Annotated in this window: 24 protein-coding genes; 10 read left to right on the top strand and 14 right to left on the bottom strand. The window is 62.8% G+C overall.

Features of this window, described 5'->3' with window-relative positions; translation table 11 throughout:
- Positions 1–51: 51 nt before the first annotated feature.
- Positions 52–942, bottom strand: coding sequence for a LysR family transcriptional regulator (locus tag PPGU16_RS32025; RefSeq protein WP_180726731.1), 891 nt, complete (start codon positions 940–942; stop codon positions 52–54).
- 121 nt (positions 943–1,063) lie between these two features.
- On the opposite strand from PPGU16_RS32025, the gene PPGU16_RS32020 reads away from it, so the two are divergent.
- The 4 genes from PPGU16_RS32020 (at position 1,064) to PPGU16_RS32005 (ending at position 4,695) form a co-directional block, all read left to right on the top strand.
- Complete coding sequence (locus tag PPGU16_RS32020; RefSeq protein ID WP_180726730.1) at positions 1,064–1,942, top strand: SDR family oxidoreductase; 879 nt, start codon at positions 1,064–1,066, stop codon at positions 1,940–1,942.
- Between the two features lie 888 nt (positions 1,943–2,830).
- A complete protein-coding gene (locus PPGU16_RS32015; protein ID WP_180726729.1) occupies positions 2,831–3,484 on the top strand; it encodes a cysteine hydrolase family protein in 654 nt (217 codons plus the stop codon).
- A 194-nt stretch (positions 3,485–3,678) separates the two neighbouring features.
- The gene (locus PPGU16_RS32010) at positions 3,679–4,062 is read left to right on the top strand and encodes a tautomerase family protein (protein WP_180726728.1); all 384 of its coding nucleotides are present in this window, start codon (positions 3,679–3,681) and stop codon (positions 4,060–4,062) included.
- Between the two features lie 42 nt (positions 4,063–4,104).
- Entirely contained in the window at positions 4,105–4,695 is a 591-nt protein-coding gene (locus tag PPGU16_RS32005; protein WP_180726727.1) for a TetR/AcrR family transcriptional regulator, read from the top strand.
- Between the two features lie 109 nt (positions 4,696–4,804).
- Here the strand turns inward: PPGU16_RS32005 and PPGU16_RS32000 are convergent, their stop codons facing one another.
- On the bottom strand, positions 4,805–5,434 hold the full coding sequence (locus PPGU16_RS32000) for a TetR/AcrR family transcriptional regulator (RefSeq protein WP_180726726.1): 630 nt from the start codon (positions 5,432–5,434) through the stop codon (positions 4,805–4,807).
- 185 nt (positions 5,435–5,619) lie between these two features.
- Between PPGU16_RS32000 and PPGU16_RS31995 the strand changes: the two genes are divergently transcribed.
- Positions 5,620–5,874, top strand: coding sequence for a hypothetical protein (locus PPGU16_RS31995; RefSeq protein WP_180726725.1), 255 nt, complete (start codon positions 5,620–5,622; stop codon positions 5,872–5,874).
- Positions 5,875–5,973: 99 nt separating this feature from the next.
- Here PPGU16_RS31995 and PPGU16_RS31990 read toward each other — a convergent pair whose 3' ends face one another.
- From PPGU16_RS31990 to PPGU16_RS31940, 11 genes are all read right to left on the bottom strand, one after another.
- A complete protein-coding gene (locus PPGU16_RS31990; protein WP_180726724.1) occupies positions 5,974–7,056 on the bottom strand; it encodes an extracellular catalytic domain type 1 short-chain-length polyhydroxyalkanoate depolymerase in 1,083 nt (360 codons plus the stop codon).
- Between the two features lie 42 nt (positions 7,057–7,098).
- Complete coding sequence (locus PPGU16_RS31985) at positions 7,099–7,524, bottom strand: CopG family transcriptional regulator (protein WP_180726723.1); 426 nt, start codon at positions 7,522–7,524, stop codon at positions 7,099–7,101.
- 109 nt (positions 7,525–7,633) lie between these two features.
- Positions 7,634–8,929 (bottom strand): TRAP transporter large permease, encoded by a 1,296-nt coding sequence (locus tag PPGU16_RS31980; RefSeq protein ID WP_180726722.1) that lies wholly within the window; start codon positions 8,927–8,929, stop codon positions 7,634–7,636.
- Positions 8,926–9,474 carry a TRAP transporter small permease gene (locus PPGU16_RS31975; protein ID WP_180726721.1) on the bottom strand — a complete coding sequence of 183 codons (549 nt, stop codon included), beginning with the start codon at positions 9,472–9,474 and terminating at the stop codon, positions 8,926–8,928. The genes PPGU16_RS31980 and PPGU16_RS31975 overlap by 4 nt, the downstream gene beginning before the upstream one ends.
- Positions 9,475–9,483: 9 nt before the next feature.
- Positions 9,484–10,503 carry a TRAP transporter substrate-binding protein gene (locus tag PPGU16_RS31970; RefSeq protein ID WP_180726720.1) on the bottom strand — a complete coding sequence of 340 codons (1,020 nt, stop codon included), beginning with the start codon at positions 10,501–10,503 and terminating at the stop codon, positions 9,484–9,486.
- A gap of 59 nt (positions 10,504–10,562) precedes the next feature.
- The gene (locus PPGU16_RS31965; protein ID WP_180726719.1) at positions 10,563–11,471 is read right to left on the bottom strand and encodes a GTP-binding protein; all 909 of its coding nucleotides are present in this window, start codon (positions 11,469–11,471) and stop codon (positions 10,563–10,565) included.
- On the bottom strand, positions 11,468–12,646 hold the full coding sequence (locus tag PPGU16_RS31960; RefSeq protein ID WP_180726718.1) for a CaiB/BaiF CoA transferase family protein: 1,179 nt from the start codon (positions 12,644–12,646) through the stop codon (positions 11,468–11,470). Before PPGU16_RS31960 ends, PPGU16_RS31965 begins: the two co-directional genes overlap by 4 nt.
- Positions 12,643–13,107: a cobalamin B12-binding domain-containing protein gene (locus PPGU16_RS31955; RefSeq protein ID WP_180726717.1), complete on the bottom strand. Its 465-nt coding sequence runs from the start codon at positions 13,105–13,107 to the stop codon at positions 12,643–12,645. Before PPGU16_RS31955 ends, PPGU16_RS31960 begins: the two co-directional genes overlap by 4 nt.
- Positions 13,104–14,729, bottom strand: coding sequence for an acyl-CoA mutase large subunit family protein (locus PPGU16_RS31950; protein ID WP_180726716.1), 1,626 nt, complete (start codon positions 14,727–14,729; stop codon positions 13,104–13,106). The genes PPGU16_RS31955 and PPGU16_RS31950 overlap by 4 nt, the downstream gene beginning before the upstream one ends.
- Before the next feature lie 45 nt (positions 14,730–14,774).
- Entirely contained in the window at positions 14,775–15,578 is an 804-nt protein-coding gene (locus PPGU16_RS31945) for an enoyl-CoA hydratase/isomerase family protein (RefSeq protein WP_180726715.1), read from the bottom strand.
- A complete protein-coding gene (locus tag PPGU16_RS31940) occupies positions 15,578–16,309 on the bottom strand; it encodes an IclR family transcriptional regulator (RefSeq protein ID WP_180726714.1) in 732 nt (243 codons plus the stop codon). The genes PPGU16_RS31945 and PPGU16_RS31940 overlap by 1 nt, the downstream gene beginning before the upstream one ends.
- A 379-nt stretch (positions 16,310–16,688) precedes the next feature.
- Here PPGU16_RS31940 and PPGU16_RS31935 point away from each other — a divergent pair, with 379 nt between their 5' ends.
- The 3 genes from PPGU16_RS31935 to PPGU16_RS31925 are packed head-to-tail and all read left to right on the top strand — an operon-like array spanning position 16,689 to position 19,688.
- Positions 16,689–17,975 (top strand): MFS transporter, encoded by a 1,287-nt coding sequence (locus PPGU16_RS31935; RefSeq protein WP_180727134.1) that lies wholly within the window; start codon positions 16,689–16,691, stop codon positions 17,973–17,975.
- A gap of 31 nt (positions 17,976–18,006) precedes the next feature.
- Positions 18,007–18,876, top strand: a complete 870-nt coding sequence (locus PPGU16_RS31930) for an amidohydrolase family protein (protein WP_180726713.1) — start codon at positions 18,007–18,009, stop codon at positions 18,874–18,876.
- Between the two features lie 32 nt (positions 18,877–18,908).
- Entirely contained in the window at positions 18,909–19,688 is a 780-nt protein-coding gene (locus PPGU16_RS31925) for a class II aldolase/adducin family protein (protein ID WP_180726712.1), read from the top strand.
- 18 nt (positions 19,689–19,706) lie between these two features.
- On the opposite strand, the gene PPGU16_RS31920 is transcribed toward PPGU16_RS31925, so the two are convergent.
- Positions 19,707–20,303: a TetR/AcrR family transcriptional regulator gene (locus PPGU16_RS31920; protein WP_180726711.1), complete on the bottom strand. Its 597-nt coding sequence runs from the start codon at positions 20,301–20,303 to the stop codon at positions 19,707–19,709.
- A gap of 271 nt (positions 20,304–20,574) precedes the next feature.
- Between PPGU16_RS31920 and PPGU16_RS31915 the strand changes: the two genes are divergently transcribed.
- Together PPGU16_RS31915 and PPGU16_RS31910 are read left to right on the top strand one after the other, a co-directional pair.
- Positions 20,575–21,237, top strand: coding sequence for a DUF3313 domain-containing protein (locus tag PPGU16_RS31915; RefSeq protein WP_180726710.1), 663 nt, complete (start codon positions 20,575–20,577; stop codon positions 21,235–21,237).
- A gap of 26 nt (positions 21,238–21,263) precedes the next feature.
- Positions 21,264–21,473: a hypothetical protein gene (locus tag PPGU16_RS31910; protein ID WP_405032065.1), complete on the top strand. Its 210-nt coding sequence runs from the start codon at positions 21,264–21,266 to the stop codon at positions 21,471–21,473.
- Positions 21,474–21,516: the final 43 nt, after the last annotated feature.

Genomic DNA, 21,516 nt, shown 5'->3' with positions numbered 1-21,516 from the left:
AACGGCAAGACGACGCGATGCACTGCCCTCACGTCCGGCAGAGCCTTCATGCTAAGCGCCCGTGGCCTCAGCCTGGTCCAGCATGTCGATGAATGCGCGCACCTTCGCACTCAGGAAGCGCCGCGAACTGTATAGCGCCCAGATTTCGACGGGTGGCCCCGCGTCGAGACCCAACGGCATCAGTTTTCCATCCGCGATATCGGCCTGTACCAGCAGTCCCGGCAAGAGCGCGGCGCCCGTGCCTTCCAGCGTCGCCTCACGTACCATCAGCAGCGAGGAAAGCCTCAAAACGGGCCTCGGTGTCACCGGATACAGCTTCTTGTCCTTTGCCTGAATCTGCCAGGTCTGATCGGATGAAGACGAAAGCACGACGGCCGGTAATGGCGATGTCAGCCCGCGACGCACATCGTCGAGGCATTCGCGAGCAATGGCTGAATCCGGAGCCGCGCACAGCACGCGTCGATCCGTAGTGACGCGGCGCCCCACGAGCAACTCGTCCGCATTGGGATTCACGCGAATAACGAGGTCATAGCCGTCCTCGACAGGATCCGTCATCCGATCCTCGGCCACGATTTCGAGTTCGACCTGCGGATACGCGCGAGCAAAACGCGAGGCCACGCGCGGCAACGCGACATGCGCGTACACGATCGGCGCGCTGACACGCAGACGGCCGCGCGGCGCGGACGCGCGCGAAGCGATCGTCTCGCCTGCTTCGGCTATTTCCGCGAGCAGGCCGCGTGTTTGCTCGTTCAGCATGCGCCCCTCGTCGGTCAGCCGCAGCGTTCGCGCACCTCGCTCGATGAGCCGCACGCCGAGACTCTGCTCGAGTTCGGCCACCCGGCGCGACAGCGTCGCTTTCGGCCGGTCGAGCTTCCTGGCCGCAGCGGCAAAGCCGCCGTGTTGCGCGACGGCGTTGAAATCGGCAAGTGCAGTGAGATCCATGATCGTTCCATGAATGAGACGAGGCGTCTCGTCGATCGGTCTTTCGGCTCATTAACTGAACGTCTATCGTAACTGCATGGGCCGTCAATGCCCAACCCACTTCACTTTAGGGAGATCGAATATGGCTATTCTCGTGACAGGCAGCACCGGCGTGGTCGGGACACAGGTGCTCGACCATCTCAAAGACAGCGGCGCCGAAATTCGCGCGCTGACCCGCAAACCGGAGAGCGCGCAACTTCCGGCAGGCGTCGCGGCCGTCAAGGGCGACCTGTCCGACATCGACGGCTTGCGCGATGCGCTGAAGGACGTCACCACGCTGTTCCTGCTCGCGCCCAACGCGGCGGACGAGCAGACTCAGGCGTTACAGGCGCTGAGCATCGCACGCGAGGCGGGTGTGAAGGGCATCGTTTATCTCTCGGTGTTCAAGGGCGAGCACTACACCGATGTGCCCCACTTCACGAGCAAGTTTGCTGCGGAAAGAATGATCGACCAGTTCGACTTGCCCGCCACCGTTCTGCGACCCGCCTATTTCATCCAGAACGATGAGCGGCAAAAAGAAGCGCTGCTGAAGCATGGTGTCTATGGCATGCCGATCGGCGCGAAGGGCATTTCGATGGTAGATGTACGCGATATCGGCGAGGCAGCCGCGCGCGAACTGCTGCGCCGCGAACGGGCTGGCGAACCGCAGCCGGGCGAAACATACGAACTCGTCGGACCGGACGCGGTGAACGCCGATTGGGTGAGCGCAACCTGGAGCGAAGCGTTGCAACGCCCCATTTCTTATGGCGGTGACGATCTCGTTGCGCTCGAAGCACGTCTGAAATCGGTCTCGCCAGCGTGGCTCGCCTACGACATGCGTTTGATGATGCAACGGTATCAACAGGATGGCGCTGTTGCGACACCTGCGCAGGTCGCACGCCTGGCGTCGCTGCTGGGCCGGCAACCGCGGTCGTATCGGGACTTTGCGATCAGCAGCGCGGCGGCGTGGGCGCAAGAGTGACAAGCTCGTTGAGCGGCGCGCCGTTTAGTCATGCAGATCCGACGCGCCGCGTGAGGTCCAACGCCATGGAATCCGTCCGATGGGATTCCATCGCTGCGAACTCAACTGCCCTGGTAAATATCGCAAGACAAGCCGATGACACACGGCCCGCCATTTCTCCCTCGCCCGCTTCCACTTGATCCACCTGGCTGAGGACCGACCGAATCGTACTCATAGCGATTCATCGAACTGGCGGGCTGTGCCATTTGTGGTTGGGACATCGACGCTGCCGGCGCCATTTGTGGATCGGCGCTACCGGACGGCTGTTGCCATGTTGTCTGTGCATACGCAAAACCCGTGACCGCGGACAATGCAGAAGCCACCAATAATGAAGCAAAATAAACTCTCATTTCTGCACCTTTGTCGATAATGCAATTCGAGTTCATCCATTGAGGATAACGAATCGAAATACATTGATTTGAAGGAACGCCAGACTTTCGGTTGCCAATCGCAGAAAAGGAAGCCTGTTCCGGCGAAGCTCGAAATGCACCGCCTCAAGCACTATGCCGCAACAGACACTTAATAGCGGCACGTGCGAATAACAGCGTGAGTTCTTTGTTATTGGAGGCATCCTCTGAAGAGGTGACAGGGGCACATGTTTAGGGACGCGCCTTTTCTTTTCCTCCAGTTATAGACCCGTCCTCAGAGGAAATCCAGCGGCGAGCACAGCCGTGCCAGTTCTGGTTGCCAAGTCGCGCATGACTTCGGCAAGAGCGCCGCAAACATGTAGATAGCCGGACGATGTCCTTTCATTCATGACAGGTCCGTAAGCGTGCAGGGTCGACTCTGATCGCCTACATTGGTACAGCAATGCCCGCGTCCCGCCATCCACCTCACTGGAGTTCGACCATGAGCTACGACCCCGCTGATACCGCAGTTGTGTTTATCGATCCACAGAACGACGTATTGAGCCCGACGGGAAAAAACTGGGGCGCCGTCGGTGCAAGCGTGACGGAAAACCGAACGGTCGAAAACATGCTGAAAATCTTCAAGGCAGCCAAAGCAGCGAAGTTCAGCGTGTTCATCTCCCCACACTATTTCTATCCAACCGACCGCGCATGGAAATTCAACGGCCCACTGGAGGCCGACGAGTTTGCGACAGGCACGTTCGCACGATCGGGTGCGCTGAACCTGAGCGGATTCGAGAAATCGGGGGCCGACTGGCTGGATGAGTTCAAGCCGTTTATCGAAGACGGCGAGACGATCGTGGTGAGCCCGCACAAGGTATTCGGACCGCAGACAAATGACCTGACGTTGCAACTTCGAAAGCATCACGTGCAAAGAGTCGTGCTGGGCGGGATGCTGGCCAATATGTGCGTCGAGTCTCACCTGCGCGACCTGATCGAGCAGGGTTTCGAAGTGTCCGTCGTCTCCGACGCGACGGCGGGGCCGCGTCATCCGACCTGGGGCGACGGCTATAAGGCAGCGATGATCAACTATGCGTTTCTTGCGCATGCCGTCGTTTCGACCCAGGAGGTCGTGGACTCGATGACGCAAAAGTAGCTGCGGCTCGAAGGGCGATCAAAAGCCTCGCACCGGCCACGTGGCTTCCATCCAATACATGACAGTCATCATCTATTGCATAAATGATGACCATCATTTATTATCGGCATGTCCCCGAATCCGGTATTCGGGCTTTTCTTGTGCACAAACTGATGCCGCGCGCCGGCATCGACGTTCAAATCGAGGAAATTAACATGCCACTCGTACGCATCGATCTCGCAGAAGGCCAATCCGCCGACTATCGCAGCGCCGTCGCCGACGAGGTCTACAAGGCGATGACCACCACGATGAACGTGCCCGTCAATGACCGGTTCATGGTGATCAACGAGCACAAGTCCGGCAACTTCATTGCCGATCCGACCTATCTCGGCATCGAGCGCTCGCCTCAGTGCATCATCGTGCAGCTGACATTGAATGCAGGCCGCGATATCACACTCAAAAAAGCCTTCTATCAAGCGCTGAGCGAAGGTCTTCACGCGCGCGTCGGACTGCGACGCGAAGACCTGTTCATCAGTCTCGTCGAAGTGCCGAAAGAGAACTGGTCGTTCGGTAACGGCGAAGCACAATACGCACAATAAGCGCAGGGTCGAATCGCGCCGCACTCACCACGGAGGGCCCGGATGCCTCGTGTATCGAAGGAACAAACCGACAGGAACCGCCTGCTGATCGAGGCGGCGTCCGCGCGACTCTTCAAGGAGCGCGGGCTGAACGGCGTGTCGGTGACCGACATCATGGCGAGCGCGGGGCTCACGCATGGCGGGTTCTACGGTCATTTCGAATCGAAGGACGAACTCGCGGCCGTGGCGTGCGAGCGTGCGTTCGGCGAATCCGTGGTGCGCTGGAGAGCGCTGGTCAAGGAAGATGCGGACGAACAGGCCTTCGTCGACGCGCTCGCGAAGCACTATCTCAGCGCGAAGCAGCGCGACGAGCCTGGCGGTGGCTGCCCCGCCATCGGTCTCGCCGCTGACGTGGCCCGCGAAGACGCGACCAAGCCGGTGCGCGGAGCCTACGTGCAAGGTCTCAAGGCGATGTTCAGCCGGCTCGCGTCGTTTGCGGGTCCGCGCCCGTCAAAGAGAGCGCGTCAGCGCGCCATCGCCCGTCTTTCGATGCTGGTGGGAGCGGCCACACTTGCGCGTGCGGTGCGAGGCGATCCGCTCTCCGATGAAATACTGACGGCCGTGCGCGATTACCTGCACGACAATTTCCAATAGCGGCACAGCCGGTTAGCGCTGACATTGGCGCGAACGCCTCTTCTGAAGGACGAAACGGAACGTGCGCGAGCCAGCGGGATATCGTTCGACGACACGATGGCTTTACCCACTACGCAGCAGCGCGAAACGGAATCACCGCCAGCAACTGCGCAACCCCGGCGTGCAGCTTGCGTTTGCTGGCACCGTCGGCGGCCTGGACGGACAAGCCGGAGAAAACGGACATGCACAAGGTAGCAAGCGCCGCGTGGTCTGCGTCGCGCGCGAGTTCGCCCTGTTCGACGGCTTTCTTCAAGCGCTTCTCTACGGTACGCGCCATCCTGAGCCGCAACGCCTGAAGAAAGTCTCGCAACTCGACGTGCTCCGCGCCTATCCCCGCGCCGCCGAGAAAAATCATGCATCCACGAGAACGTTGTCCGCTCGTGAAAAGCTCGATGCTCGCGTCGAACATCGCTTCGAGGCTTTCGCGCAACGTCGCGCGCGATTCGAAGTTCCTCAACGCCGCGCCGCCCTCAGCGCGCACGTAAAGCTCGATCGCCTCGCGATACAGGCTTTCCTTGTTGCCGAACGCCGCGTAGATGCTCGGCGAGTTGACGCCCATTGCATCGACGAGATCCGCCATCGAGCACATATCGAAGCCCTTTTCCCAGAAAAGGTCCATGGCGCGCCTGAGCGCCACGTCGCGTTCGAATGCTCTCGGCCTGCCGCGCCCTTTGGTTTCGCCGCAACGGGCTGGCTCCATGTCCCCTCCCTCCGGGCATGCGATTGTCGCAAACCCGCGAAAACTGAATTCTATGTCGATCATAACAAAATTATGGACGCACGCACGCCCGTATGCTTCAATATATGTAATGGTCGTCACAGAAATAGCGTGACCATCGGTCAGGTTCGATGGTCGAGCGGTTCAAACATCTCAAGGATTGTCTAATGAAGCTGATTACCTCTTCCCTTTTCGCTGCCATGCTGCTGGCCGCGCCGATGGTGTCGCATGCGCAAGCGGTTTCCGAGGCGAAGGCTGACTCGCCCGTGTACACCGTGTTCGTCGATACGCCCACGGGCTACACGTTCGTGAAGTTGCCGGACGGCTGGAAATTCGTCGGCGCGGTGACGCAGGAAGACGCACGCCTCGTACAGGCTGGCGCTGTGTCGAAAGCACAATCGTCGGCAAAGCAGTCGAGTTAAGCAGAGGCTGGAAGTACTCAAAAAAGACAAACGCCGCTCTTCGTACGAAGAGCGGCGTTTGTCGTTACGGCGTTGCGTGCGGCAGAGAAGCCACGCGCCTCATCCCCGCCTGGGATGCTCAAGAAAGAATCGCAGCATCTCGGCACTCGCGTCCGGGCCGCTCGGGTCCGTATAACTGCCGCGGGCATTACCGCCCGACCACGCATGCGGCGCGCCATGAATGGTCCACAGTTCCGCCTCGTTCCCATCGGGGGAAACAAGCTTCGAGACGGTACAGCTACGCCGGCCCGCATCGGCATGACGCCGTTCACCGCCGTCATGCCGCGCTTCGAAGCCCTGCACTAACTGCGTGGCGTTCGTGACGTGAACCGTGGCGTCCGCGTCGCCATGAAAGACGATCATGGGTCGCTTGGGCGCGTCGTTGGCCTGCTTCCCGTGCGCTGTCGCGCCGCGGCGTTTGCCGCCTTTCATGGCCGCGAGCGCAGACGGCAAATCGTGCGCGCAGCCCGCGGGCAGACCGGAATGCACGCCCGCTGCCGCGTACAGGTCAGGGTAGGTGGCGACCATGATCGCTGCCATCGCGCCGCCCGCAGACAGGCCCGCAACGTACACGCGCGACGGATCGACGTTGTGGGCCGCGATGATGTCGCGCGTGATGCCTGCGATCAATGACGGCTCGCCATTCTCACGATGCTGATCGTTGGGTTTGAACCAGTTCCAGCACTTCGACGGATTGGCCTGTTGCGGCTGCACCGGGTACGCGACCAGGCATCGATGCTGCTCGGCAAGCGCGTTCATCTGCGTACCTGCGGCAAAGTCGTCGGCGTTTTGCGTGCAGCCGTGCAGCATCACGATCAACGGCAGCGGCTCGCCGACTGCGCCCGCTGGCACATACAGCCGATACTGCCGCGAGCCCGCCGCGTTCGAATACGCATGCGTGCTGAAGTGCCCGCGGTCTTCGACATCAGGGCTGTGCCCTCGTGCCGTATGCGGCGTGACATCCTTCGCTATGGTCCCGGCGAACGGAAAAATCACCGGCTCTTGCGCCGTGTCGCGCACGCCATCAACAGCGCCGCCTCGCAGTGCGCGTTGTATGGCTTCCGTCGCTTCGGCGGGACCGCGGGTACGCAGCAAGGTCATCGCTTCCTGCATTGAATGCATGAAACCTTCGTCGAATTTCATCGTATGTGTCCGGTTAGCGGAAGTGGGTATTGCATCGCCTGATCAGTGGATTCTGTCAGCGAGCGCCGTCTTGACGGCAGGCGAAGCGTGAAAGGCGCCGAGCACCGTGACGCTTTCGATGGTGGCGAGCGCAAGCTCGGGCGTGACGTCGGTCGCGATGCTGGCGAGTCCCAGCACCTGAATGGTGAGGCGCTGGCGCGCAGCGCGAACCGCCTCGAGATCCTGCCGCGAAAAGTGCTGCAGTCCGAGCACGAGCGCACGGCGCGTCACTGTTTCCTGCACGACCTGCGCATGAAGAGCAAGCTGGTTGCGAATGGCTGTCCGGATCAGGTCGGTCCGGTTCGAATAAAAGCCTTCCTCGACCAGCAGATCGATCTGCCCGAGATCGACGGGGCCGAGGTTGATCGTGATTTTTTCCGACTCGCCGCCTTTGGGACGAACCGGCTCGAGTGCTGTGGGCTTCTTCATTTTTCCATCCTCTCACCATCCATATGGATGGTTATAGGCTGGTTTTTGTCGCACCGCAACATCAACATTCAGGGCCGGTACACTTTTCTGGCGGCCCCAGGAATACGCGTTACAGCAGGCTTGTCAGTCGTGGAAAGACGCCGATCAGCGCCAGTACGCCGGCCATGATGAACACATACGGCAGCGTGCCGAGCACGATACGTCGTAGCGGCACGTCCGGCGCCACGCTTTGCACGACGAACAGATTGAGCCCGACGGGGGGATGGATCAGCGCCATTTCCATATTGATGACCACGACGACGCCGAACCAGATCAGGTTCCAGTGATACGCCTGCACCACGGGCACGAGCACGGGCATCGTCACGACGATGATCGCGATGGTCTCCATGAAGCAGCCGAGAAAAATCAGCAACAGATTGATGCTGACGAACAGCACCCACGGCGCGACGTGCGCGCCCGCCACGGCCTGCGTGAGCGACGACGCGACCTGGCTCGTCGTCATCACATAGCCGAACACGATCGCGGATGAAATCACGGCGAGTATCATCACGCTGCTCTGTGCCGCGCTCACGAGAATCTCGTGAAACTTGCGCCAGCTCAGTTCGCGATACACGACGCCCGCGAGAATCAGGCTCGCGATGATGCCCAGCGATGCCGCCTCCTGCGGCGTCGCGAGTCCGCGGTACAGCGAACCGAGGATGATCAGGATCAGCAGCGCGAACGGGCCGATATCCTTCAACGCGACGATGCGCGCGCGAAGCGGCGCGAGCGGACGCCTGCGCGCTTCGCCGCGCGATTTGCGCCGCAGCGCGAGCGCCATCTGATAGAGCGCAAAGGCTGTCGCCATGATCGCGCCCGGCACGAGCGTCGCGACGAACAGGCGGCCGATCGACTGCTCGGCAATCACGCTATAGACGATGAGAGGAATGCTCGGCGGCAGCAGAATGCCCAGCGTCCCGCCCGCCGCGACCGAGCCGCACGCCTGCCCGGCTGGCAGACCATGCCGGCGCATCTCCGACACCGCGAACCCGCCGATCGCCGCCGCCGTCGCCACGCTCGATCCCGATACGGCCGCCATCACGCCGCACGCCAGCGTGGTCGCGACGGCGAGACCGCCCGGCACGCCATCGAGGATCGTCGCGAGCGCGCTGTACAGTCGCGCGCCCATGCCCGACGCCGACACGATCGCGCCCATGAACATGAACATCGGCACGGAGGTCAGCGTGAACGTCGCGACCGAGCCCCAGTACGTGCTCGGAATCAGGTTCAGCGCGTCCCAGCCGCCGCCCGTGACGAACAGCGAGACCAGCGCGACGAACAGCAGCGCGAACGCGATCGGCACGCCGAACGACAATACCGCGAGCAGGCCGCCGAACATCCCGGCGCCGATGAATAGCTGGGTCACTTGTCTCTCCCGAGCGCGAGTTCGTCGACGGACAGATCGTGCGCGAGTTCGCGGCGCGCGAAGACGATGGTCGCGAGCCGCACCAGTTGCACGAGCGACAGCAGCAGCGCGCCGGCGACGAGACACAGATACGGAATCCACAGCGGCAACGAGAACATGCCCCACGAACGCTCGCCGCTCGTGTACGCGTCCCACCAGAACTGCACGGCCAGCACCGCGATCACGACGGCAACAACCGACATCACGAGCGTCGAGAACGCCGCGAGCACGCGCCTGCCGCCTTCGCCCAGATGATGACCAAGCACGTCGATCTTCAGGTGACGCGACTGCCACGCGAGCGCCGCCGTGCCGACGAAGGTCATGTACGCCATCAGATAGGTCGTGACCTCCGTCACCCACACATCTGACAGATGCAATGCCTCGCGGGCCAGCACGCCGTACGAAATCACCGCGACTGTCGCGATCGCCGCGACGCCCGCCGACAGCGCGACGCCCTTGAAAAAGACATCGAGCAGATGCACCACACGATCGAGCGGCCCGCGCATGCCGTTCTCCTACTTGTAGAGCGCGACGCTCTGATCGAGCAGCCGCGCGCCGTCTGGCACTTCGTTGCGGAACTTCGTGAAGCTGACCTGCTGGAACAGCTTCTGCCACTGCGTCCATTCGTCGAGCGTCATCTTGTGGATTTGCACGCCATGGCTGGCAAAGAGTTGCGCGACGCGGCGGTCGTCGGCCTTCGCGCCTTCGAACGCACTTTGTTCGAGGCTTTGCCCGACGTCCGTCATGATCTTCTGTTGCGCCGGCGTCAGCTTGTTCCAGGTCTTCATGCTGATCGCGATCGGCTCGATCGTGTAGTAGATGCTGTACTGCTCGGGCGAGTCGTAGTACTTGGCCACTTCGTAGAGACGGTACGAGCCGAAGGTGCCCGACGAGGTCCACAACCCGTCGAGCAGACCGAGTTGCATCGCGTTATAGGTTTCCGACGACGCCATCGATACCGTGCTCGCGCCCGCGCTCTGCAACGCCGCTTCCATCATCTTGCCCGCGCCGCGTACCTTGGTTTTCTCGAGATCGGCGGGTATGTTGACGGGTTTTCCCTTCGATGCCATGCCGCCCGATATCTGTATCCAGCACAAGGTCTTGAAGCCGTACGCTTCGAGCTTCGTTTCGAGTTCTCGCCACGGCGCCGAGGTACGGAAGCGATAGACGTCGTCGGGTGTCTTCCAGAGGCCGGGCAACAGGATCAGGTTCATCTGCGACACCGCACCCGCTGCGTAGATGTACGGGTAGATCGCCAGATCGACACTGCCGCTGCGTAGCGCCGTATGCATGTTGAGCGCCTTCACCAGCGACTCGGCGGGAAAGATGTCGATATGGATCTTGCCACCCGAGCGCTGCATCACTTCCTGCGCAAACTTCTTGCCTGTCTGCACGACGTAGTCGTTCGGATCATCAGGCCATTGATGCGCCATCTTCAGCGTGATCGTGTCGTCGGCCTGCGCGGCGGGCAACGCGGCGAATGTGCACGCGACAGCCGCTACCAGCGTCGTCATCAAAAAACGAAGTTGTTTCATCCGCGTCTCCTTCCATCCTGGTTTGTCGTTGTGCGGGATGATGTGTCGCTACGCTGGCGTCATCCCGAACCGCCTATCTGCTTCGCGATGCACGCATACAGCTCGGCAACCGATGCCGTGCGCGCGTCGGCAGGCAAGGTATCGATGAGTTCGGCCACGCGGCGCGTCAGCAGACTGCGCACGTGAAAGCGCTTGCGCAACTCGTCGGCGTGCGCTGCGTCCACATGCGCGGCACGCCATGCCGTGTGCGCGTCGATCTCGGCGGAGAGTTGCGCAATCGATGCTTCATCGTTCGCCCGCGTCAACACGACGGGCGCCACGCGCCGCCCGTTCGCGCGATTGCGTTCGAGCACGTTGCCGATGTCCTGCGCGACGCGCTCGGCGCCCGGCAAATCGCATTTGTTGACGACGACGATGTCGGCCGTCTCCAGCACGCCTGCTTTCATCGCCTGGATCTGGTCGCCCGAGTGCGGGCCCATCGTCAGCACCAGCGTGTCGACGAGTGCGCGCGCGCCGTTTTCCACTTGCCCCACCCCGACCGTTTCGAGCAGGATTTCCGCGAAACCATCGGCTTCGACGGCAGCGAGCACGTCGGCCAGATTGTCCGAGAGACCGTCGGCGGACCAGCCGCTCGGCAGCGAACGAATGAAGACGTCCGTGTCGGCGAGCACGGCATCCATCCTCACGCGGTCGCCGAGCAGCGCGCCCGAGGTCGTGGGACTGCTCGGGTCGATGGCGATGATTGCGATGGATTCGCCGCGCGCCGCGCGCGCCTTCGCCAGGCGGCCGATCAATGTGCTCTTGCCCGCGCCCGGCGGCCCCGTGAAGCCGATGCGGCGCGCGGGCCTGACGCAGTTGTCCCGCAACAGATGCAACGACTCGGCGACGCTCGCGCGCGCGAGCTTCGACAGATCGCGCGCCAACTGACGGCGCGCGACGCCGGCAGTGGCATCCGCTGCGCCGCTCATGTCGACACCTCGCCGCACCACGCCGACGTGTGTTCGCCCAGCAGCGGCGGCAAGCCATACCGCGTGTGAACGCCGTCGATATGAATCGGGTTGCCCACCACCTTCAGCGGCCCCGCTTCCGATTCGATCTCCACGACGAGCCCGCGCGCCTGCGCCTGCGCGCTCTCGAGCGCCTCGGCAATCGACGCGAGCCGCGACACCACGACGCCCGACGAAGCCAGCGCATCGAGCCAATGCTGCGTGGTCTCGCCCGCGAACATCTCGGACAGCGCACCGATTACCGCGTCGCGATGCGCGCGCCGTTCCGCCATCGTCGCGAAGCCCGTCTGCGTGATCCACTCGGGATGCCCGACGCGTTGCGCGAAGATGCGCCAGAAGTTGTCGTGCGTGATGAACAGCATCAGCCAGTCGTCGCGCGTGCGGAACAGTTGCGCCGGCACGATATAGGGATGCGACGACAGCGCATGCCGCGAAGGCTGCTCGCCGCCGTTGAGCGCGGCGCCTGCGACGTAGTTGAGCTGCGAGACCATCACGTCGAACATCGCAATGTCGACCTGGCCGCCACGCCCTTCGACGATCTTCGCCAGCAGGCCGACGGCGCCCATGATGCCCGTCGAGTTGTCGACGGTCGAGAAGCCGGCCTTGGTCGGCGGACCATCGGGATCGCCCGTCAGATGCATGATGCCCGTGAGCGCCTGGATCACGTAGTCGTAGGCGGGCAATTCGGCATTCGGACTGTCGAGACCGAAGCCCGTCAGCGCGACGCAGACGATCCGCTCGTTGTGCTCGCGCAGCCGGTCGTACGTGAGGCCGAGCTTGCGGATCGCGGACGGCCGCAGGTTCGTCACGAGCGCGTGCGCATCGCGCACCATCGCTGCGAGCGCGTGCTTGCCGCTTTCGCTTGCGAGATCCAGCACGACGCTCTGCTTGTTGCGGTTCAGGCTGGCGAAATACGCGTTGTGCGGGCCGATCGTGTGCGGACTGATCGAACGCCCGATGTCGCCTTCGGGAGGCTCGATCTTGATCACCTCGGCGCCGAGATCGGCGAGCAGCATTCCGCAGTACGGGCCCATCAGCATGTGGCCGATTTCGATCACGCGTATCCCCGCGAGCGGTCCGCCCGACGCGCGGCCATGCGGCGTGTCGTCGGGCGCGGCGAAACCGGGCGCGTTCATCCCAGCACCTTCGCGACGGCGTCGATCACGTCGTCGAGCGGCATGTCGCTGGTGAATACGCCGCGTATGCCCGCCTTCAGGAAAGCCGCGCGATCGTCGGCGGGAATCGTGCCGCCGACGAACACGGGAATCGCGCCCGCGCCCTGATCCGCGAGCAGTTCGACCGTGCGCGCGACGAGTTCGTTGTGACTGCCCGAGAGAATGGACAGACCGACGGCATCGACGTCTTCATCGACGGCAATCCGCGCGATGTACTCCGGGCTCTTGCGCAAGCCGGTGTAGATCACGCTCGCGCCCGCATCGCGCAACGCGAGCGCGATCACTTTCGCGCCGATGTCGTGCCCGTCGAGTCCCGGCTTGGCGACGAGAATGCGCTTGCCCTTGAGCGGCGCATGCGGGCTTCGGACTGTTGCGCCGGCAGCGACGGACGGATCGGCGGACTTGCTGCTCGTGCTGTTCATAGATGGACCGGCTCCTCGAATTCGCCCCATTGCTCCTTCAACCGCGCCACCATTTCGCCGACGGTCGCGTACGCATGACAGCAGTCGACGAGATACGGCATCAGGTTGCCGTCTTCGCGCGCGGCCGCCGCGCTCAGCGCGTCGAGCGACTTGTGCGCTTCCATCTGATTGCGCGTGTCGCGCAGCCGCTCGAAACGTTCGACGACAGTCGCGCTCGCCTGCGGATTCAGATGAAACAGTTCGCCCGGCTGCTCGACCTGGTTCTCACGCCGGAAGCAGTTCTGCCCAACCACGAGCCGCTCCTGGTCATCCGTTTCGCGCTTGCGCTGCAGCGCGCTCTTCGCGATGCGCAATTGCAGCCAGCCGTCTTCGATCGCTTTCACGGCGCCGCCGTATGCGTCGATTTCATTCATCAGTTCGCGAATGCGCGCCTCCGTGCGATCCGTCAGTTCCTCGACGAAGTACGAGCCGCCGAGCGGATCGACCGTGCGCGCAATGCCGCTTTCGTAGCCGATGATCTGTTGCGTGCGCAACGCAAGCTCGGCGGAGAACTCGGTTGGAATCTGAAACGCTTCGTCGTACGCGCAGGTGAACACCGACTGCGCGCCGCCCATCACGGCCGCGCATGTTTCGATCGCGACCCGAACGACGTTGTTGTACGGCTGCGCCGACGTCAGCGACGAGCCGCCGCACACCACGCCGAAGCGGAACATCTGTGCCTTCTCGTCATCGACGCCATAGCGCTCCCTGATGAGCCGCGCCCACACGCGGCGACCCGCGCGAAACTTCGCGACCTCTTCGAAGAGGTCCATATGCACGTAGAAAAAGAAGCTCAAACGGCGCGCGAACTTCGCGACATCGCCGCCGCGCGCGACGACGGTATCGACATAAGCGAGCCCGTTGGCGAGCGTGTAGGCCATTTCCTCGACGGCCGTGCAACCCGCGTCGCGCATGTGCGCGCCCGCAATCGAAATCGGGTTGAAACGCGGCGACACTTCGTTCGAGTACAGGATCGAATCGGCGATCAGGCGCATCGACGGACGCACGGGGAAAATCCACGTGCCGCGCGCCACGTACTCCTTGAGGATGTCGTTCTGGATGGTGCCCGTCAGCTTGTCGCGCGGCACGCCCTGCTTGTCCGCGCACGCGACGTACATCGCGTAGATCATCGCCGCCGTGCCGTTGATCGTGAACGATGTCGAGATGCGGCTCAGGTCGATGCCCTGAAACAGCAACTCCATCTCGGACAGGTTCGACAGCGAGACGCCGACCTTGCCGATCTCCGAGCGCGCCATCGAATCGTCAGGATCGAGGCCGCATTGCGTCGGCAGATCGAGCGCGACGGAAAGCCCCGTCTGCCCCTGCTCCAGCAGAAAGCGGTAGCGTTCGTTCGATTCCTCAGCCGTGCCGAAGCCGGAATACTGGCGCATCGTCCAGAGACGCCCGCGATAGCCGTCCGCGAAGATGCCGCGCGTGAACGGAAACTGGCCCGGCGCGCCGACGTTGTCCGCGCCGTTCGCTTCGCTGGGACCGACCACGACGGGCACCTGCAGTCCCGACGGCGTGCGGTCGGGATGCGGCATCGCTATCGCTTCGTCGAGTTCGGCTGCGCTTGACTTCATGCTGTGACGCTCCTTTCTTGCGGTGGCTGAACGGCGCGACTCGGGCTAGCTTGTTGACCCGCTTGCCGTCGACGTGCGCTGCCGGTCGAGAAACTTTTGCGCCTGCTCCCAGTGCGCGGGCGCCGTCCAGGTCGCGACGAAAGCCGCGCGCTCGGCAGCGCGCGTGGCTTGCGACAACGCGCTGCGATGCGCGGCGGCAATCTGCTTCATCGCGCGAATCACGTGCGGCGGACGGCCAACGAACGGCTTCACGAACTGCGCGACACAGTCGTCGAGCGGTTGACCTGGCGCGCACACGTCGTCGAGTAGACCGAGCGTCAGCGCTTCGTTTGCTTCGAGCACACGCGCATCGGCAAGCACGCGCATCGCGCGCGCGGCGCCAAGCAGCGCGAACAGATCGCTGCCGCCGCTGAAACCTGTGGTGATGGCGAGCGTCGCCTGCACGAAGCCGATGCATGCGTGCGCCGCCGCGACGCGGTAGTCGCACGCGATCGCCAGTTCCGCGCCGCCGCCCAACGCCGTGCCGTTCAATGCGGCGATCACGGGCACGGGCGTCGCGCGGATCGCATCGAGCGCGGCGGCCGCGTGGTCGAATAGCGCGGCGGCGTCGGCTTGCGTGCGCAGCGCGTCGAATTCGCGCAGATCGCCGCCCGCCGCGAAGCTGCGATCGCCCGCCGCCGACAGCACGACGGCGTGTAACGCTGCGGCATGCGCAGTCTCAGCGAAGGTTTCGCGCAAGGCATCGAGCGTCGCGCGATTCAGCGCGTTGCGCTTGTCCGGACGGTTGATCGTCACGTACAGCACGCCGCTGCGCACGCTCGTCAGCACGCTCGACACTTCGCCGCTCATCAATGACCGCCCGCTTCGATCGAACGCTTCGCTTCGAGCAGCACCGCGCCGATCCGCTCGATCTGATCTTCCATGCGATGGCGCGGCCCGGCGACGGCAATGCCCAGCACGTCGCGATTCACATCGACGGGCACCGCGATCGCGAACACGTCGCTGACGCTCTCGCCGCGCGTCACGAAAAAGCCCTTCTCACGCGATTGCGCGATGTCGTCGAACAGGTCGTCGGCGGAGGTCAAGGTGTTGTCGGTGACGCTCGTCAGCGCGGCCTGCGCCAGGAAGCGGCGAAGTTCGGTGGCATCGACACGGCTCAGCATCGCCTTGCCGATCGACGTCGAATGCAGCGGTTTCAACGCGCCCGCCGCCGAGCTGTAGCGGATCGTCTGCGGCCCTTCGAGCACGCTCAGATAGACGATCTCGTCGTGCTGCCGCTTGCCGACGATCACGGTTTCCTGCGTCGCATCGCGCAGCGTCTGAAGCTGCGGCTCGATGCGTTCGAGGTAGGGATCGTTGGCGATGATTTTTGCGGCCATGTCGTACAGGCGACGCGTTGGAAAGAGGTCCTTTCTTCGGCTCGTCAGGTACAGGTAGCCGCGTTCGAGCAGCACGCGCACGATGCCGTGACTCGTGCTGACAGGCAAACCGGCCGCCTCGGCGAGTTCGCTGAGCGTCATCGGACGCCCTTCCGCCTCGAATGCTTCGAAGATGCCCAGTGCGCGATCGGTTGGTTTCATTTTCGTATGTTCGAAAAGTAATTTGCTATTTCGAAATTCAGTATAGGCCAAACGCCGGGTTGCGCCAGCGCTGACTGCTCATGGAAAGCCCTGGTGTGTGCCTGAGAAAGCCGCGAAGCCTTGCTGGACAAGCGCCTGACGCGCCTTTGACGACGTTCTCCGCGGGCTGACCCATTCTTGACACCTCAAAAACCGACTCCTATAGTCAATCCATATATTCGAAATTACTTTCGAAATAGCGAAAAGTAAAGGTCGACGCATCCCACGCGGCGGCTCGCCTCGATACGGCACCGAAACGGTTCGGATGACGAATGGTTTCCTGCATGCCGGAGGTTTCGATCAAAGCCGGCGCGCGACGAGCATCGGCAAGGAGACAGACATGTGGATGACGGAGCTCGACAGGACTGAGCGGCGCACCATGGCCGGCTGCTTTCTTGGCTGGACACTCGACGCGCTCGATGTGCAGGTCTACAGCTTCGTGATTCCGGCGCTGATGGTCGGTTGGCACATCACGGCTGCCGAAGCCGGCGTGCTCGGCACCGTGACGCTGCTGGCGTCGGCTGTCGGCGGATGGTTGAGCGGCCTGGCCGCCGACCGTTTCGGTCGCGTCGCCGTCTTGCAGGCGACGATTCTCTGGTACGCGATCTTCACCTTCGCCTGCGGCTTCACGCAGAACTACGAGCAGCTCTTCATTTGCCGCGCACTGCAGGGCTTCGGCTTTGGCGGCGAATGGGCAGCGGGCGCCGTGCTGATCGGCGAGACGGTGCGCGGCGCGTACCGGGGCCGCGCCGTCGGCATCGTGCAGAGCGGCTGGGCCGTGGGCTGGGGCATGGCCGCCTTGCTGTTCGGCCTGTTCTTTTCGATCATGCCGGAGCAACTCGCGTGGCGCGCGCTGTTCTGGGTCGGCCTCGCGCCCGCGGTTCTGGTGTTCTGGGTGCGCCGGCACGTGCCTGAATCAGCAGTGTTCACCAAGGGGCGACGCGAGCGGCGCAACCGCGGCATGCTGCGTCAGTTGCTGTCAATCTTCCGCCTCGACTACCTGGCGACGACGCTCAGGGTCTCGGCGCTCGCAACGGGGTCGATCGGCGGCTCTTACACGTTCCTGATCTGGCTGCCGACCTATCTGAAGACGGCACGCGGCCTGTCGGTCATCGGCACTGCGAGCTACACGACAGTGATGATTCTCGGCGCGTTCGTCGGCTTTATCCTCGGTGCGTATCTGGCTGATTCGATTGGGCGCAAGCGGACTTTCATGGTCAGCGCGATCGGCTCGGCCGTGATTCTCGCCGCCTATATGCTGATGCCGATCAGCAACGGCGCGATGCTCGTGCTCGGCTTTCCACTCGGCCTCTGCGCGTTCATGATGTTCTCGCCAATGGGACCGTACATGACCGAGTTGTTCCCGACGCGCATGCGCGCGGCGGGCCAGGGCTTCTGCTACAACTTCGGCCGCGGAATCGGCGCACTCTTCCCGGCGCTGGTGGGCAAGCTGACGAGCGTGATGGGACTGGGCAATGCGATTGCGGCGTTCGGTATCGCGGCTTATGCCGTCATGCTTCTCGCCGTGCTGCTGTTACCCGAAACGCTCGGCAGACCCTTGCCCGATGACGCCGACACGCCGCTGCAGACCGAGGGCGGCGCTGCGAGCAGCTATACGCCGTCCTGACATCGACCCTTTCCGTCAACGCCACCGACACATGTCCGCAACCTGCCAGGCTCCACGCGCGACCATCAAGACGCCCGACCAGAAGGCGCCGCCCGGCGCGTGCGATTGCCATATTCACATCACGGGTCCGTTCGAACGTTTTCCGTTGAGCGAGCGACGCGCCTATACGCCGCCCGAGGCAACGCTTTCCCAGTATGAGCATGTGCAGGATGTGCTCGGCACGCAACGCGTGGTGATCGTGCAGCCCAGCTTCTATGCGACGGACAATCGCTGCACGCTGGATGCCGTCGCGCACTTCGGCACGCAACGCAGCCGTGCCGTCGTCGTGGTCGATCCGCAGATCGGCGAGACCCAGTTGCGGCAGATGCACGAAGCGGGTGCGCGCGGCGTGCGCGTCAATCTGGTGACGCCGGGCGGGCCGCCCGTCGATCATCTGATCCAGCTCGCCGACAGGATCGCGCCATTCGGCTGGCACACGCAGATCTACGCGAACGGCGAGGATCTGCCCGATCTGCTGCCGATCCTGCGCCGCCTGCCCACCGATGTCGTCATCGATCACATGGGACAGATACCGGCCGCGTGGGGCATCGCGCATCCGGCGGTCACGGCGCTGCGCGCGCTGCTCGATGGTGGACGCGCGTGGTTGAAGCTGTGCGGTTATCGCTGTTCGAGCGTAGGCTATCCGTTTCACGATGTCGACGCACTCGCGACGCTGCTGGCGCGCGTCGCGACCGAGCGGTGCGTGTGGGGCACGGACTGGCCGCATCCGAATCTGGAAGGCACGATGCCCGACGACGGCGAACTGCTCGATGCATTGATGCGATGGGCGCCCTCGTCACAGGCGCAACGACGCATTCTCGTGGACAACCCTGCCGCGCTCTACGGGTTCGACCCGCAATGAGCGCGTGATCCTGTTGAGTACTGGAGACGAACATGCTGATGGAACAACAGATGCCGTCGAATGTGAAGTCGATGGTTTCCGAAGCCGAATGGAACACGCGTGTCGATCTTGCCGCGTGTTATCGGCTGATGCCGTATTTCGGATTGAGCGATCTCGTGTACAACCACATCACGGCGCGCATCCCTGGCGACGACACGCGGCTGCTGATCAATCCGTATGGCTACATGTACGAGGAGATCACGGCGTCGAGTCTGATCACGATCGATATCGACGGCAACGTTCTGTTCAATCCGAACGAGGGCACGTATGGTGTGAACGCTGCCGGTTATGTGATTCATAGCGCCGTGCACAGCGCACGGCACGACGTACACTGCGTGATCCACACGCACAGCCGTGGCGGGCTCGCTGTGTCGGCGTTGTCGTGCGGGTTGTTGCCGCTCACGCAAACCGCGATGCGCTTCAGTCCCGTTGCGTATCACGACTATCAGGGCGTCGCGATCGATCTCGAAGAACGCAAGACGCTTGCGGAAGATCTGGGCCAGGCCGAGGCGATGATCCTGCGCAATCACGGACTACTGGTTGCGAGCGCCTCGATTCCGCAAGCCTTCAATGCGATCTACTGGCTCGAGAACGCGTGCCGCGCGCAAGTCGATGCGATGGCGTGCAATACCGAACTGCATATGCCGCCGCAGCATGTGATCGACAAGACCGCGCATCTGTACAAGCCGGAAACGCGCCGCCCATACGGCGAAATGGAATGGCCCGCAATGCTGCGCTTTCTCGACAGACGGGACCCGTCGTATCGAAACTAGATGCAGCGCTGGCGCACCTTATCGCACAGCCCGCTTTGGCGCTTTGGGCTGCTGCTTCTGGGTCTGCCAGCTGTCCTCATCGAGCAAGCGGTCAAACAGACGATTGATCATGGTTTGAGGCAGCGGTGCGAGTCCGAGCAATGAATTGAACGCGATGCCGCTTGCAGCGAAATAGCGAAGCAATGAAAGCTCGAGGTCGCCCGATTCGCGCTGAAGCGCTTTCATCCTGTCGGCGTCCGCCGCTTTGGAATCGTCGAGCAGTTCCGGACTCTCGACCAATGCAGCCAATACCGCTCGCGCGACCGAGTGTGGCTGCTTGATGGACTCCCGATAGACGGCGATATGCGCCGAAAGATTGGGTTCGGCTTTCTTGCCTGCTTCTTTGGCCAGGTAGTCGAGCCGGATCTGTTCAAACTGTTGCCGCTGAAAATCGAGCAGCGCCGTCAGCACACCATGCCTGGTGCGGAACTGATGCAGCAGCCCTCCCTTGCTCACGCCACTCTCGCGCGACAGCGAATCGAAGGTAAGGCCACCCACGCCTTCTCGCGCAAGGATCGTGAATGCGGCGTCGATAGCCTTCTTGCGGGTCGTCTCGGAACGGGTCTGATTGTCCATTGATCAATAATGATGTCGTCGCGTCAACCGGTCATGCCGTCTGTTGCAGGTCTGGCGGCGGCTGATGCCCGCCCCGCCAGCCGCTGATATCCGATACAAACCGGGCGTTCATGCTGGTGAAGCCTGAATTGTACGCCCGAGTTTTCCATAAAAACAAACCGGGTAGACGGTTTACATATGAAAACGGCGATGCTACGCTTCGGCCACACATCGGGATTCACCCGACGTGACGCTCTTCCGACACCTGCCATCGGCTTCCAGGGAACACCACATGCTCAAGCTCAGACTGACTCCGCTCCTCTTCGCCGGCGCAACCGCGCTGGCCTTAACGGCCTGTGCTGGCGTGCAGCCCGTGGCGTACTCGGGTATCGCCTCCGCGCCGCAACTGAAGCAAAACCGGGATGACGACTCCGCCAAGGTGCCGTACCGGTTCGCTGCCCCCGTGGTCTGGTCGCGCTACAACCAGGTGATCGTCGATCCCGTCGATGTCTATCGGGGCAATGACAACCAGTTCGGGGATATGAAGGATGACGACCGGGCCGCCCTCGCTGACTACATGGGCAAGACGTTCGCATCGAAACTGTCGAAGCGTTTCGAAATCGCCGCACAGCCCTCGCCTGCCACCCTGCGTATCAAGCTCACGCTGACGGGCGCGGAACCCACCACGGCACTCGTCGGACAGGTGATGCACTTCGATATCGCCGGAAATCTCTATAACGGCGTGCAGGCCATCCGCGGCGGCAAAGGTGCGTTCAGCGGCTCGGTGTCTTACGCCGTCGAGGTGTACGACAGTTCCAATGGGCATCTGTTGAGGGCATATGTGACGAAGCAGTATCCCAACGCGATGAATCTGCCCGCCGCGTTCGGCTCGCTCAGCGCCGCCAGAACCGGGATCGACAAGGGTGCCGATGCCCTCGTCGCGCAACTGAAGTAACACCCGGCAAGCCACGTGGTTACGCCATGATGCATGCCCTGGCCGACCTCGTCATGACGACACCGCCGCCATTGATGGTCGTGATCGTGTTCGCGGTCACCTACTTCGTGGTGGGACTCCCGGTTCATTTCACGCGCGGTGCTGGCTACAGGGATGTGCTCGGGACGATGGCGGGCGTGTTCGCAGCGCTTGTCTACATCGCGCTGGCCGTCAGCTCACATGCGAACCTTCACTAGTCACGGCGATCGGCCAGCGATGAAGCGTCTGCGCCGCCGGTTG

It is taken from the genome of Paraburkholderia largidicola (assembly GCF_013426895.1).
GTDB classification, from domain to species: Bacteria; Pseudomonadota; Gammaproteobacteria; order Burkholderiales; family Burkholderiaceae; genus Paraburkholderia; species Paraburkholderia largidicola.
The sequence above is the reverse complement of the archived record's forward strand: the minus strand, read 5'-3'. Positions and strand labels throughout refer to the sequence as shown.

Bases quoted from the DNA above. Each gene is read 5' to 3' on its own strand.
- PPGU16_RS32025 (WP_180726731.1), bottom strand. From the start codon at position 942: ATGGATCTCACTGCACTTGCCGATTTCAACGCCGTCGCGCAACACGGC.
- PPGU16_RS32020 (WP_180726730.1), top strand. From the start codon at position 1,064: ATGGCTATTCTCGTGACAGGCAGCACCGGCGTGGTCGGGACACAGGTG.
- PPGU16_RS32015 (WP_180726729.1), top strand. From the start codon at position 2,831: ATGAGCTACGACCCCGCTGATACCGCAGTTGTGTTTATCGATCCACAG.
- PPGU16_RS32010 (WP_180726728.1), top strand. From the start codon at position 3,679: ATGCCACTCGTACGCATCGATCTCGCAGAAGGCCAATCCGCCGACTAT.
- PPGU16_RS32005 (WP_180726727.1), top strand. From the start codon at position 4,105: ATGCCTCGTGTATCGAAGGAACAAACCGACAGGAACCGCCTGCTGATC.
- PPGU16_RS32000 (WP_180726726.1), bottom strand. From the start codon at position 5,434: ATGGAGCCAGCCCGTTGCGGCGAAACCAAAGGGCGCGGCAGGCCGAGA.
- PPGU16_RS31995 (WP_180726725.1), top strand. From the start codon at position 5,620: ATGAAGCTGATTACCTCTTCCCTTTTCGCTGCCATGCTGCTGGCCGCG.
- PPGU16_RS31990 (WP_180726724.1), bottom strand. From the start codon at position 7,056: ATGAAATTCGACGAAGGTTTCATGCATTCAATGCAGGAAGCGATGACC.
- PPGU16_RS31985 (WP_180726723.1), bottom strand. From the start codon at position 7,524: ATGAAGAAGCCCACAGCACTCGAGCCGGTTCGTCCCAAAGGCGGCGAG.
- PPGU16_RS31975 (WP_180726721.1), bottom strand. From the start codon at position 9,474: ATGCGCGGGCCGCTCGATCGTGTGGTGCATCTGCTCGATGTCTTTTTC.
- PPGU16_RS31970 (WP_180726720.1), bottom strand. From the start codon at position 10,503: ATGAAACAACTTCGTTTTTTGATGACGACGCTGGTAGCGGCTGTCGCG.
- PPGU16_RS31965 (WP_180726719.1), bottom strand. From the start codon at position 11,471: ATGAGCGGCGCAGCGGATGCCACTGCCGGCGTCGCGCGCCGTCAGTTG.
- PPGU16_RS31960 (WP_180726718.1), bottom strand. From the start codon at position 12,646: ATGAACGCGCCCGGTTTCGCCGCGCCCGACGACACGCCGCATGGCCGC.
- PPGU16_RS31955 (WP_180726717.1), bottom strand. From the start codon at position 13,107: ATGAACAGCACGAGCAGCAAGTCCGCCGATCCGTCCGTCGCTGCCGGC.
- PPGU16_RS31950 (WP_180726716.1), bottom strand. From the start codon at position 14,729: ATGAAGTCAAGCGCAGCCGAACTCGACGAAGCGATAGCGATGCCGCAT.
- PPGU16_RS31945 (WP_180726715.1), bottom strand. From the start codon at position 15,578: ATGAGCGGCGAAGTGTCGAGCGTGCTGACGAGCGTGCGCAGCGGCGTG.
- PPGU16_RS31940 (WP_180726714.1), bottom strand. From the start codon at position 16,309: ATGAAACCAACCGATCGCGCACTGGGCATCTTCGAAGCATTCGAGGCG.
- PPGU16_RS31935 (WP_180727134.1), top strand. From the start codon at position 16,689: ATGTGGATGACGGAGCTCGACAGGACTGAGCGGCGCACCATGGCCGGC.
- PPGU16_RS31930 (WP_180726713.1), top strand. From the start codon at position 18,007: ATGTCCGCAACCTGCCAGGCTCCACGCGCGACCATCAAGACGCCCGAC.
- PPGU16_RS31925 (WP_180726712.1), top strand. From the start codon at position 18,909: ATGCTGATGGAACAACAGATGCCGTCGAATGTGAAGTCGATGGTTTCC.
- PPGU16_RS31920 (WP_180726711.1), bottom strand. From the start codon at position 20,303: ATGGACAATCAGACCCGTTCCGAGACGACCCGCAAGAAGGCTATCGAC.
- PPGU16_RS31915 (WP_180726710.1), top strand. From the start codon at position 20,575: ATGCTCAAGCTCAGACTGACTCCGCTCCTCTTCGCCGGCGCAACCGCG.
- PPGU16_RS31910 (WP_405032065.1), top strand. From the start codon at position 21,264: ATGATGCATGCCCTGGCCGACCTCGTCATGACGACACCGCCGCCATTG.